Source organism: Coleofasciculus sp. E1-EBD-02, from assembly GCF_040218245.1.
In the GTDB taxonomy this organism is placed as follows: domain Bacteria; phylum Cyanobacteriota; class Cyanobacteriia; order Cyanobacteriales; family Coleofasciculaceae; genus Coleofasciculus.
The window spans coordinates 1-12060 of sequence record NZ_JAVJQN010000068.1; the positions used below are offsets into that span (position 1 = coordinate 1).

A 12060-nucleotide genomic window follows, 5' to 3' on the forward strand; every position below is an offset into this window, starting at 1 on the left:
ACGTTCCTATCAAGACATATTACTCAAAGCCAACCGAACCACAAAAATTTTGTCGGGATTGGGATTAATCTTAATGGCTGGATGGTTAGTGATTGTATTTGGGGTAAGAGCGATTTGATTGAATAATCGGGTGGCGATGAAGAGTGCGATCGCTACCCTTCTGTTGGGATAGTGCAGCGGTTATTTTCTACAGTTTGGACGCTAACAATTTCATTTGATGGGGGATTTTTTCATAGATTCATTAGCTCATGATAACAATCACACTTAAATTTAGGCACATACACTTACCCCCATTTGCCTTGCTATCATCTCGCTAAGATGAGGATAAACTGTATTAACGGCTACGATTAACCCTCCTTGTCCACCTCATCCTCTCCACCAATCAAAGCAACTCCCCACTACGAAACCCTAACAGGCGTGGTGGAACGATTAACCTATCATTCCGCTGAATCCGGCTATACTGTCGCCCGTTTACAACGCCCCAAAGCCAAAGAACTAACCACCATTGTTGGCAGTTTCGCCAACATCCAACCTGGACAAACCCTGCAACTCACCGGATTTTGGCGGGATCATCCTCAGTATGGTACTCAGTTTCAAGTTACCCAATACAAAGAAACCAAACCCGCCACCTTAACGGGAATTGAAAAATATCTGGGAAGTGGACTCATCAAAGGCGTTGGACCCGTTACCGCTAAACGGATTGTCGCCCATTTTGGACTCGATACCCTAGATGTCATCGAAAATCACATCGAACGACTCGTCGAGGTAAAAGGGATTGCTAAAAAGCGCATCCGCATGATCCAACAGGCGTGGGAAACCCAGAAAGCGATTAAAGAGGTGATGGTATTCTTACAAGGACATGGGGTTTCTACCACCTACGCGGTGAAGATTTATAAGCAATATGGGGAACGTGCGATCGCCACCGTCTCTGAAAACCCCTATCAACTCGCCGCCGACATCTATGGAATAGGCTTCCTCAGCGCCGATAAAATCGCCCGAAACTTAGGCGTTCCCGCTGATTCGGAATTTCGCTACAGCGCCGGATTGGTTCATAGTTTAACAGAAGCCGCTGAAGATGGACATTGCTATTTACCGCAACCGGAACTGATTAAACGCACCTATTCCCTACTGATAACCGACTCTCATACCCCAGACGAAGATGCGATCGCCCGAATCATCACTCACACCAGTGAACAACAAAACCTAGTGATCGAGACTCAGCCCGATGCACCACCCCTGTGTTATAAACCCACATTTTACTACACCGAACAGAATCTAGGACAAAGACTGGCACAGCATCTACGCCATCAAAACCCCGTAGACTTACCCCGTGTCCGCAACTGGATCTCTCGGTTTACCGCCAGCCGTTCGATTCAACTCTCCCCCCAACAGCAGCAAGCCGTAGAAATCGCCGCCTCTGCGCCATTAATGATTCTCACTGGAGGACCCGGCTGTGGCAAAACCTTCACCACCCATACCATCGTCTCCCTGTGGAAAGCCATGGGTAAATCCCTGGGGTTAGCTGCACCCACGGGACGCGCGGCGCAACGGTTAACGGAAATGACGGGGTTAGAAGCCAAGACGATTCATCGGCTGCTATCCTTTGACCCCAAGACAATGAGTTTCCACTATGACGCCGATAATCCCTTACCTTATCAGGCGATTGTAGTCGATGAGGCGAGTATGCTGGATTTATTCTTGGCGTATTCCCTGCTGAAAGCCGTCCCCCAGGAGGCTCAATTGCTGCTGGTGGGAGACATTGACCAACTTCCGTCAGTGGGTCCCGGAAATGTCCTCTCGGATTTAATCCATTCTGGTCAAGTCCCGGTGGTACGATTAACCCAGGTACTGTATTCGTCATCAAATAAACTGAGCTGCCTGTATTCGTCATCAAATAAACTGAGCTGTTCCATAAGGTAGCCCCTCGGAATACGATATATTTTAGCAATTCTTTCAAGGGTTTCGGGTCTTATTAGGGCTTCACCTGATTCAAAAATCTCTACAATTTTTAAACGTAGGGAGCGAGGTAATCTTTGTAACGCTCTATCATTAATCCTTTTCATCAAATGGTTGATATCGGAGGAATGAATTTTTATTTCTTCATTATCTAGAGTTAGGATAGCGGATTCAAAGCGAAAGAGACTTAGTGAGTGCCAACGTCCCGCTAGGAGATTGAATAATATACGAAGAAATGTAGTTTTACCGGAACCATTTTCACCAACGAGGATTAGAGTATTGTCGCTGATACGAGCATCAATACGCTTGTTCGTTCCGTATAGTCCAATTATTTGTATTCTCTGAAGGTTTGCGCTCATCTTAAGATAACCTCTTGCAAATCAGCCCATATACTCAGACATTACTGGGAGCGGAACTGCAGCTACGACTTCCGCCATTCCCACGGGGGAATCGCCCCATTAGTGCGATCGCTGTCTGGTTAGATTAGTGTGAGCATGGCAAAATAGTAAGGAAGCTTTTGATTATCAAATAGACTCCATCTTTTTACAAGACAACAATGAATCGCCTCAATTTATGATCAAGCCCAGAGACCTCAAAAAGATTACCCAAAAACTTTTGGATTTAACCAAACAGGTTCATCTCCAAGAGTCACAAAATAAATCGTCGCACCGGATAAATTTTTTTGCTGGCAAGCACCCATTTTCACCTAGCGATCGCACTCTAACACAAGCTTGGCGGGAACATTCTAGCAATAGCTTTCCATTCCTCCACTAGCGCCGTCTCTCCTGGTCTTATCTTGCGCCCGTTCAACTCAGGGTGACGGGCATAGAATACCACGTCTGTTAGTGCTGTAACTGTTTCCCCATAATCCTCCACTTCATAGCCATAGGTTCCGGGTTCTGCGTAGCAGTAAGGTAATTCCATCCAAACAAGCCTGTCTCTCAAAACCTCTCGAATAGCCAACCACTCTTTTTTGTACTGAGTTTGATGAGGCTGGATACTCCTGTTCAACATTTCTGGGTGAACATTCCAAAAATATGAGTCAGTGGACTGGTCTAGTACAGACGTAGGAACGGACGCAAGTGCTTGACTACCGAAAACAACTGAGGCGACAATAATGGATAAGCCGAGAGATTTGATTTTGAGCATTTTACTGGGTCAGTCAAGAAAAAATAAAGGTGCTTTGAACTTTGGACAAGTCAATTTGTACTGTCGCCTTAAACATCTTTCCTGGCTCGGAACTCACCAGCTTTAAAAAACATCTAGATATCTTTGAACAAGCCAATCTCAAAGTCATTCATCATTCAATTCATGATTATCGACCTACTCTAGAAGCCTGGTTCAATCGTTTAGTGGCTAACCAAACAGCAGCCATTGAATTGGTCGGGGTTCAGAATTATAATAAATATCAGTGCTACTTAGCCGAAGCTTGGCGTTTGTTTAATGACCGGGATCTAATGCTGATGCGGTTTGTCCTCAAGAAGCCTTAACTGGTCGAGTATTGCCTAATGTATAGCAGTCGCCAAGGCGATTAGGACACAGCAAAATGCGCCAAACCTTGACCAGTCAATCTCTTCCCTTCTGCCCGGTTGGTGAGCGTTCGACTGAACTTCGACAGGCTCAGTTGCCGCGCTCACGCCGAAGTCCTGCCGAACCACTGCCTTCTGCCCTCTGCCTTTTGCTATAACCCACGCTCCAGGTTGACAAACGTGACATTATACATACTAATTTGCCCCGGGTTACACGCTTGTTCCATGAACCTTCAATCTACATCATCTTGTTAGTCTAAGACTCAGAACGATTAACACTATATTCGGGAACCCGATTATCCAAACCCACAGATTCCAACAGATCTATCCAATCCGCTTCAAGTTGAGGATTATCTGGATAACGCTCCCGTAATTGCGCCAGCGAACTCACTGTTTCTGTCCAAATTCCATAATCTGCATACACTTTCGGGTGGTTCATCTCTGGCGTTTTGGCTAATTCTTGCACCAGAGACTCTTCTTTGGCAATTCGCTTCACCACTCCTTGTATAGTAGGATCTAAACTCCCATCATTCGGATCATAGGGTATGGTAAAATACCAATTGTAGGTTTGATCAACCTCTAACAAATCCTGCTCTGAATCAATTTGAGTGGTTTCGGGTAGACTAATACGAACAAATCCCGGAACTTTGTCTTGCAGGGAGATAGCTTTTTCATAAATGACTCTATCACCTTTTCCATTAAGCAGTGTAAACTGAGCTTCCTTTACGGGAAACTTACTCTCACCCACATAAACTAAAAATGTTGGATTTGCCTCTACCGTCAACTCAACCGGAATTTTATCAGGTGTCGGTAACTGTGGTAATAAAGGTGTTAAATTAACTTGAGCTTTACCAGCACACCTTGCCATTCCTCCTGAAAGGCGTCGAGTTTCCTGGCTTCTCCACCGTTTGAATTGTAGACCCTTATGACCTGCGACTAAGGTTTCTGAAAACGTCCGATTTTCCTGATTAGATGAACTCGGCTTAAAACCAGCGCTCGCCCTAGTGCTGGCACTCATCACCAATCCCCAGAATACCATCAGGGAAAACGTTTTCAGACCGAACAATAGCTTTTTCATGGTACTATTTTGGTGCTTTTTCCTTGAAACCTTTTGCCATCTGCCTGTACTGAGTGTTTTTTGATTGAACCTTCCTATTCATCATCTCCATCCCAATCCTCGTCTTCCTCCCAATCTTCCTCTTCATCCCAATACTGTGAAGGCGCTTCACCATACCGTTTTAGAATCTGGGGCATTTTGATTTTGGCATTAGGCGGCTGAATTTCTTCGAGTTGCATATCAAACTCCCAATGATCACCAAAATCAAAGAGAAATATCATCCTGTCCCCCGGTTGTAGTGGCAATTCACCCACACAAACCTCTGCTGTTGAAGGCAATTCGTCGCAGTAGGGATGACTTATCTGTCCCCTACGACCCAAGCGGTCTTTGTAAATAAATTGATGCAAATGGTCATGATCAAAGTCAAAGGCATCCAGGATACTATCGCTTAACCCCTCTAATTCAAAATTGGCGGGAATGGCAATGCGCCGCCAAGCCTTTTCCAGGGACACTTTAAAAACATAAATCCCATCCGTGAACTCGTTATTTGTCAGAACTAAATTATTTTTCCATTCCGGAAAGAAGGGTTGAAAATGGGGTTGTAACTCTCCGAAGGTGACATTGACCTTACCCTGAGACTCCCAAGTAAAATCTTTTTTACCACAAAGGGTAAACAAAAACCGCACCATAGCATCACCAAAGGGCAAGGGATGTAAATGAGTAATCCGCCATCCTTGTCCCGCTTCGGGTTGTCCCGATTCCACGGAGAGGAAGCCAAATAAATCCAGAAGGGCGATGTTGTAAAGTCCTGGCGAATAGGAGAATTCCTTTTGGTCGCTATATTTGGCAATGCTGAAGCCGTTTTCAGGAAGTCTTGACCAAAATTGGACGCATTTGAACAGGTTTCCCATTAAATCATAGCGTTCTCCTAAAATTTCTTCATTCCCAAAAATCATCCAAGCTTCCAGGAGAGTGAAATAGCGTTCGGTAGGGTTAAGGTTTGTCCAGGATTGGAGTACAGTTTCATCTAAAACCAGGATTTGTTTTTTTCCCTTGCGTTTAACTTGAGATAGCCCAGAGGCGCGTAATAATAAATAGAGTCCATTGATGTAGGGGTATGACTTTTGTTGAGGGCGTTTGAGATTAGTTTGGATGGGATGACTCAGACGGGAGTTAATTTCAGGTAGCAACTTAAGGGGAAAGACGTTATTTCTGCCACTGACTTGAGTTCCATTGGGGTGCAGGAAGTCTAGCAGGCTTTGAAAGTCACACAGAATGGTGCCAGGACTATTTTCATCAATAGAACATTGCTGAAGTCGCTGTTGGTGTTCCTCACTGAGGGGAGGAATGGATGGGTCGAGTACCTGGGCGTATAACTGTGAGAGTAGGTCTTCCATAGTCTGGTTATGAAACTTAGATAAAAAGCTGATTTGTCCAATGTCCGTGGAAACCATGGGGAATAGGGTGACTCAGCTTTAACTTTGCCATGGGGTCTTTTGTCAGATCACGGGCATCCAGAACCAATAATTCTGAGCAATGTTCAGCCGCATTATAGACCAATGTCAAAAGCCAACCATCATCCTCCGTGGAGGCATTGGGTGAGGGAATAAACATCGGTTCTGTAACAAAACTATAAGGGGCAACAGAAAAATCTTGTTTGTCTCCGGTATGCATATCAATTTTACGGATGCCCTGTTGTAAGATGCTGCCTATAGATTCATCAGCACAATTGAGATACACATAACGATATTCATACCCCTGTTTTTCAGGATGAATGATGGGCATTTCTAAGGGAGTTGTTTCTAAGGTTTTGTAACTGACCTGTTCTTGAACTATGTCAATCTCAAAGCGCAATAATTGCCCTTTAGGGAGATGGGAAAGGTCTAGATCGTCTTCTCGAAAATTTATACTTGAATCGGTTTCAAAGAAGGAATCATAACAAATAGAGTCCAAATAAAGTTTTCCCTCTTTTTCCCAAGCATTTACATGGTGAAAAACAAAGAAAGGATCGGTTTCAAGGATTTTCATTTCATGGGGAGATTGACGAGAAATCACGATCAGCTTAGTTGGGGATTGATTGTCAAATTTTAAGCATTCAGCAATACTTTTCTGTCCGAACAGGAATGGCAAGGGCTGAATTTTAAAGGGAACATGGAAGAAAATATAATAATGAGGAGTAATCAACATATCATGCAGCAGAGGGAAGCCGGAAAGCTGATGTTGATGGGTGGCTAAGAGTTTCTCCGATTGGTCGATTTCCCAGATATGTAGCTGACTTGGTAAGTTGGTGACAACGCCAAAATTAATGAGAATTTTTTGTTGGGTTTCTGGGCCATAGAAAATTTTTGGATGAGCGGAAAACGGTTGATTGGGTTTCAAAATACCGTTTAAGGTATCGAGTCCTTTCGTATCTAGAGTCGCTGGGTCTAGATGATGGGGATTGCCGCCTTCCCAAAGTGCCAAAATTTTATTATGCCAATAGATAACACTGGTATTGGCTACATTTTTAAACCTTAAATCAAAGATATTTTTTAGCCAACCACCAGGTTTCTGTGTGCCAAAACCTCTGTAGAGAATCTTGCCAGCAGCTTGTTCTTTGACATATCCTTCTGTGCGGACAAATTTGTTTTTGAAGTGTACGTTTCCCTCTTTGAAGGAAAAGGCACAAATCATACCGTCTCCGTCAAAGGGATGAGCAATGGGCTGCCCGTTAATCTCGAATAGTCCTGGACCATTACGAAAAAAGGTTCCTTTAAGTTCAGGGGGAACTTGTCCTTCAATATCATTAATCCAGTAGCTATATTCATGGGGCTGAGACTCATAACCTTTCTGCCATGCTTTAATAATTTCCGACTGTAGAGGCTGGTTGCGGGTTACTTGAGTACTCATACACAAAGACGGGTAAGTAGCGTTATCGGGATTATAGTGCCATTGGCATGGTCAACTCAACCCATCCGAATACTGCTTGCTGACAAATATGAGACATGGGTAGAAGGTTATCTGAATTGGGATGAGGGGACAACTCCAGGGAAGCGATCGCACTTTCCCAGGTTGACCCATCTAATCCCATCAAACCAAGCGTTCCCAGGGGTCGTCGAACAGAGCAACCCGTTATCAATTAAGGTCTCGACACGACACGAATCGGCATGCGATCGCGCGGGAATACCGTCAAAAATAGGATTGCTATATCTACCATTTTCTACAATTTTCCCCGCAACAGTTCAGAACCCTATCTTTTCGCCAGGTTAGCGGGGGAAATTTGTGCGCCATGGCGCACAAATTTGCGATTGACCACAATCGCACCTTCGTATAAACATTACAACCCCGATAAATTCCTCCGCTCAAGAGGACAACTGGATTAATCCCCCAAACAAAAACCCGAAATTTCCTCACCAAGCGACTTCCCGCGATTTTTTTAGTCGCCTTACTTAGGGTTTGCTGCACAACCCAAAAACCATTAGCCATCAATACTTTGAGTAGCATTGACATTGGCTCATCTTCCAGGAAAGAGAATAAAACTCATCAAAACCCTTGTACCACTATCACTGAAAATGTACCCTTGCTCCCCCAGCTTCCCCGGCTTCCCCCGCTCCCCCTCACCACACCACTTATTCAGCAGCCCCTACTTATGTACGATCGCGCTCCTGATTAAATTTTCGTCGTGCCTACTTCCCCCAGATCATATATCGATATATGATGCTCCAATAGCACTCAACTTGCCTAGATATGCAAATTCGACTGGCGGTAATCAGCAATGCTGGTGGCAGTGGAAAAACCACACTTTCAGTTCATCTGGCTTATGAACTGGCAAAGCGCAGATTCAAAGTAGCGCTCATGGATCTCGATCCCCAAGGATCACTGACCCTCTTTTGTGGGTTAACACCACCTGAACCCGAACAAACACTAGCGGCTGTACTGAACGATAATTTTGATGGCTCTTGGCCTCTAATTCCGTGCTGGACGAATCACATCGACAACGTTGCCATCTGCCAAGGAGGAATGATACTAACCCAAACCGCAGATGAACTTGTCTTACATAAACGGGGAGCCTACCTATTAGATGACAGCTTAACCGACCAACCCCTCGAACACGATCTAATTATTTTTGACTGTCCAGCCACCCTGGGTCCTCTACCCTTGATGGCATTAGCTGCCTGCACCCATATCGTAGTTCCCGTGCAACTCGAACCCAAATCCGTTCAAGGAGCGGCTCGTTTACTGGAGTGGTATTACTATCACTGCCGACACCTGCGCCTCAAACCCCAACCAGAGATTTTAGGATTTGTACCCTGCCAATATGACCGCAAAAGAGCCGTTCACCGACAGCTTAATCAGTCATTGCCACTTCAGTTAGAACAGATGGGTATCCGCACCTTTCCAGCTATTCGCAATAGTACTGAATTTGCCAATGCTAGCGGACAAGGATTACCCTTACATCTTCACCGCCCTTCCCATTCAGCGTTGGCTGATTTTAAAGAAATCGCTTCCTCTTTAGCATCAATAATTTGAATGGTGAATGAATTATCATGAGTAACCGTAAAGCACCTGACTTAACCAGTTATTTTTCAGCCGCCAAGCAGTCTCAACAGCTATCAGAAGCTGAGGAAGAAATTCAGCGTCTCAAGATAGAAATTGAAGAACTCCGAGCGGCGGGTTCAAACGAATTAGAAACTCAACTCGCTGCCCTGCGAGAGCAATTGGAATCAACCGCAGGCATTTTGTCCATTCCCATCGAACAAATTCAACCAAACCCAGAGCAACCCCGACAAACCTTTTTAAGTGAGAGTGTCGAGTCCATGTCCCGCTCTTTGGAGAAGGATGGACAACTTGAACCAATTATTTTAATGCGGCGAGGTGATTTAGTCATCTTTGATGGGGAACGGCGCTGGCGCAGCGCTAGAGCTTTGGGTTGGCAAAATCTCCATGCCGTGATTATTTCCGAACCCGTTGCCTTGCACCGGAAAGCACTACTAACATCGTTACATCGAGAAGACCTCAATCCCCTGGATAAAGCTGAGGCAATTGTACGAGAGTTAGCGGATAATACAGATATAGAGGCGGCAGACATTCCCCGGATTCTCAATACAGCCGTGCGACGATTAAATGCCCAAAAACGCATGAGTCAAGTTGTTGAACTGATGACAGCTACGGAGGATGTCCAACAGCAGGGTCTAGCGGACTTGGGTTTAGAGGAGCGAGAACAGGCGGTGTTAGGACTCCTGCTGGATTTACAGCTCAATCCCGCCTCAGTTGATGCCAATATTTTCCCGATGTTAGGTTTAGCATCTGACCTGAAAGCGGCAGTTCGGGAATCGGGACTTAAAGGAGTGCATGGGATGGCGCTGGCTAAACTTAATGGGAAAAACTTAGGGAAAATGGAGGACGAAGCTCTTGCTATTCGAGTTCAGGTAACCCAGAGGGTTATTGCGGAGAAATTGTCTGCCACGAAAACCCGAAAATTAGTCAACGAAACTATCGCATCTCAGGCGAAAGAGGATGTCAAGTTGTCCCAAAACATCAAGCAAGTTGCTAAAGTGACCGGGAATTTGCAAAAGCTTTCCAGCGAAACCCTGGCTGCTGCTGAGATAGACCAACTCACTCAATTGCAGGAAATCCTGAAACAAAAATTGGCAGAAATAGAAAAGATTGTGAAAGGTGAATAATATATTTGGGAGATGCAAAAAATTAACATAATGGAAATAACTATGCCAGAAGTACAGCTTCTTTCTCCCAGACAACTTGCTCTGTCTATTCAGCTAGACCTGCAAAAAATCCAACCTTACTGTGGTACACCCATAGCGGCTGTCTACGCAGATAGTCTGTTGCGAACCTTGAGGACTATTCGCGATCAGTTTCCCTTTGAACCGTTGACCGAAGTCCTGATGGCTTTTTACGACGCGATCGCCTTTCAGAATCGCTGGATTGACTATCAGGCTAATCAGTATAAAGAAGTTGGCGATCTCCTCACGACTTTAGTTGATTCCCCACTGAGTAATGAAGATGTCGAACAAGCCATTTTACGTCTGGAAGATTTTGGCTTTGACACCCTACCCTTTGGGATAGAATTTAACTCCGGTATTGAGCTAGACAAGGATGAGAACTAAATAATATGCAAGTCCAGGATAGTCCTCAACATTTTCTCGATACCTCCGTTTTGCGTTCCCTGTTATTGGGGACTCAAGCTTATCAGCAGTATTTAAACTCCAATCTTGCCGAACGTCCCCTCTATATCTCCAACTATATACAAATGGAGATGAAACGCAGCTATTTGATGAATATTATCTCATTCTACTTTGTTCTGCGCTTAGAAACGATTCAAACAATTGGCGACGCGATAACGTTTTGGAGTAATCGATTTAAGACAAGCCAACTTAAGGCTATCCTTCAACTCGTTCCCCAACTGTTCAGTACGCACCAACTCGACTTGAGCCGTTCTCAAGATAAAGAAAAAGCCCTACAAATATTGGGACTCTATATTAAACGTTTTGAACTCCTGCTGAGGAAAAAATATGCCAACATCGGACAGGATGCTACAGCTTGCGCCCGTGCCATTGTTCCGCTCAAGGTTGAATTAAATAACCTGGCAGAAGGGTTGAAGCGGTTTACCGATGAGTTTGGTGATGTGGAAACCTGTCGAAGCCAATGTAAAATTGACGAATTTTTATTAGATCGCTATCGTCAAGAAGTTGAATCCTATATCGAACAGGCATCCCAACTGCCCAAAACTAATGAAACCCGGGGATTTATTAGGATTGCGGATAATTTAAGAGAAATCCTAGAACAAGGTGCAACAGCAACCTCCTGCAAGCGGTGTGAAAAAATTGGAGACGTTGTTATTGCCTTAAATGCACCTCGCCAGATGCGGCTGGAACACACAGATAATTCCTTTGACTACTTATGTCCACCTATCGAGCAGCCTCACTACAAGCATCCCTCCGAAAACCAGGTACTTATAGCCTTACCAAGGCAGGTTAGGACATTTTTACTGTTACCTGTTGCCTGTTGCCTGTTGCCTTTTGGGATAAACTTATGTCCTAACGTGTGTGCGTAGTGCTATACCGATGGTTCTGGCTAAACAGCAGGAGTAAATTCACGATTGATATCAAACTTAGTGACTGAACTTTAGACTAATTTGCGCGACCTGAACTGGTCGTTTAGAACGGGAAGCCTTCTTCCAAGTGCAGATTCACACCCGCTACCCTCACCGACAGAAATTGGCGGTTTCTGATTACTCCTTGGCGATCGCGCCTGGGTCTTCTGGCAGAAACCCTTAGAAATGTGCGCCATGGCGCACAAACTCTCCCCACCAAAAAGCGTCAGGTTCATCCTTGATAGCCGATATAATTTTGCTAACATTTGCTAACAATGCACTCTAACAGACAAGCTCTTAGAGAGGGGATATCTCCCAAAGCCCGCAGGAAAATCCCACGAGCGCCATTGATGTCCCTGTCCATCCGAAATCCATCACCACCAATAATGACTTTTTTTCCACCAAGATTAGAAATGATTTCACCTGTC

The 12060-nt window shown here is 44.7% G+C and carries 10 protein-coding genes and 1 pseudogene; 6 read left to right on the forward strand and 5 right to left on the reverse strand.

Going from position 1 to position 12060, the window contains the following annotated elements; translation table 11 throughout:
- Positions 1-357 precede the first annotated feature (357 nt).
- A pseudogene (gene recD2 / locus RIC07_RS11775) lies at positions 358-1848 on the forward strand (SF1B family DNA helicase RecD2); the annotation flags it as partial.
- A gap of 828 nt (positions 1849-2676) precedes the next feature.
- Here the strand turns inward: recD2 and RIC07_RS11780 are convergent.
- Positions 2677-3105 (reverse strand): hypothetical protein, encoded by a 429-nt coding sequence (locus RIC07_RS11780; RefSeq protein WP_446394697.1) that lies wholly within the window; start codon positions 3103-3105, stop codon positions 2677-2679.
- Between the two features lie 41 nt (positions 3106-3146).
- Here RIC07_RS11780 and RIC07_RS11785 point away from each other — a divergent pair, with 41 nt between their 5' ends.
- Positions 3147-3446 carry a class I SAM-dependent methyltransferase gene (locus RIC07_RS11785; protein ID WP_446394698.1) on the forward strand — a complete coding sequence of 100 codons (300 nt, stop codon included), beginning with the start codon at positions 3147-3149 and terminating at the stop codon, positions 3444-3446.
- 295 nt (positions 3447-3741) lie between these two features.
- On the opposite strand, the gene RIC07_RS11790 is transcribed toward RIC07_RS11785, so the two are convergent.
- From RIC07_RS11790 to RIC07_RS11805, 4 genes are all read right to left on the reverse strand, one after another.
- A complete protein-coding gene (locus RIC07_RS11790; protein WP_446394699.1) occupies positions 3742-4563 on the reverse strand; it encodes a DUF928 domain-containing protein in 822 nt (273 codons plus the stop codon).
- Positions 4564-4637: 74 nt separating this feature from the next.
- Positions 4638-5939, reverse strand: coding sequence for a plasmid pRiA4b ORF-3 family protein (locus RIC07_RS11795; RefSeq protein WP_446394700.1), 1302 nt, complete (start codon positions 5937-5939; stop codon positions 4638-4640).
- Between the two features lie 16 nt (positions 5940-5955).
- Positions 5956-7431, reverse strand: coding sequence for a carotenoid oxygenase family protein (locus RIC07_RS11800; RefSeq protein ID WP_446394701.1), 1476 nt, complete (start codon positions 7429-7431; stop codon positions 5956-5958).
- A 31-nt stretch (positions 7432-7462) separates the two neighbouring features.
- Positions 7463-7612 carry a hypothetical protein gene (locus RIC07_RS11805; RefSeq protein ID WP_446382720.1) on the reverse strand — a complete coding sequence of 50 codons (150 nt, stop codon included), beginning with the start codon at positions 7610-7612 and terminating at the stop codon, positions 7463-7465.
- A gap of 656 nt (positions 7613-8268) precedes the next feature.
- On the opposite strand from RIC07_RS11805, the gene RIC07_RS11810 reads away from it, so the two are divergent.
- Genes RIC07_RS11810 through RIC07_RS11825 form a run of 4 tightly spaced genes read left to right on the forward strand, consistent with a single transcriptional unit; the run spans position 8269 to position 11593 of the window.
- Positions 8269-9051 (forward strand): ParA family protein, encoded by a 783-nt coding sequence (locus tag RIC07_RS11810; RefSeq protein ID WP_446382719.1) that lies wholly within the window; start codon positions 8269-8271, stop codon positions 9049-9051.
- Positions 9052-9068: 17 nt separating this feature from the next.
- The gene (locus RIC07_RS11815) at positions 9069-10205 is read left to right on the forward strand and encodes a ParB/RepB/Spo0J family partition protein (RefSeq protein WP_446394702.1); all 1137 of its coding nucleotides are present in this window, start codon (positions 9069-9071) and stop codon (positions 10203-10205) included.
- Between the two features lie 42 nt (positions 10206-10247).
- Positions 10248-10646 (forward strand): hypothetical protein, encoded by a 399-nt coding sequence (locus RIC07_RS11820; protein WP_446394703.1) that lies wholly within the window; start codon positions 10248-10250, stop codon positions 10644-10646.
- Between the two features lie 5 nt (positions 10647-10651).
- Positions 10652-11593, forward strand: coding sequence for a hypothetical protein (locus RIC07_RS11825; RefSeq protein WP_446394704.1), 942 nt, complete (start codon positions 10652-10654; stop codon positions 11591-11593).
- Positions 11594-12060: the final 467 nt, after the last annotated feature.

Coding starts and splice junctions, on each gene's coding strand:
- RIC07_RS11820 (WP_446394703.1), top strand. CDS start 10,248: ATGCCAGAAGTACAGCTTCTTTCTCCCAGACAACTTGCTCTGTCTATT.
- RIC07_RS11805 (WP_446382720.1), bottom strand. CDS start 7,612: ATGGGATTAGATGGGTCAACCTGGGAAAGTGCGATCGCTTCCCTGGAG.
- RIC07_RS11795 (WP_446394700.1), bottom strand. CDS start 5,939: ATGGAAGACCTACTCTCACAGTTATACGCCCAGGTACTCGACCCATCC.
- RIC07_RS11790 (WP_446394699.1), bottom strand. CDS start 4,563: ATGAAAAAGCTATTGTTCGGTCTGAAAACGTTTTCCCTGATGGTATTC.
- RIC07_RS11810 (WP_446382719.1), top strand. CDS start 8,269: ATGCAAATTCGACTGGCGGTAATCAGCAATGCTGGTGGCAGTGGAAAA.
- RIC07_RS11780 (WP_446394697.1), bottom strand. CDS start 3,105: ATGCTCAAAATCAAATCTCTCGGCTTATCCATTATTGTCGCCTCAGTT.
- RIC07_RS11815 (WP_446394702.1), top strand. CDS start 9,069: ATGAGTAACCGTAAAGCACCTGACTTAACCAGTTATTTTTCAGCCGCC.
- RIC07_RS11825 (WP_446394704.1), top strand. CDS start 10,652: ATGCAAGTCCAGGATAGTCCTCAACATTTTCTCGATACCTCCGTTTTG.
- RIC07_RS11800 (WP_446394701.1), bottom strand. CDS start 7,431: ATGAGTACTCAAGTAACCCGCAACCAGCCTCTACAGTCGGAAATTATT.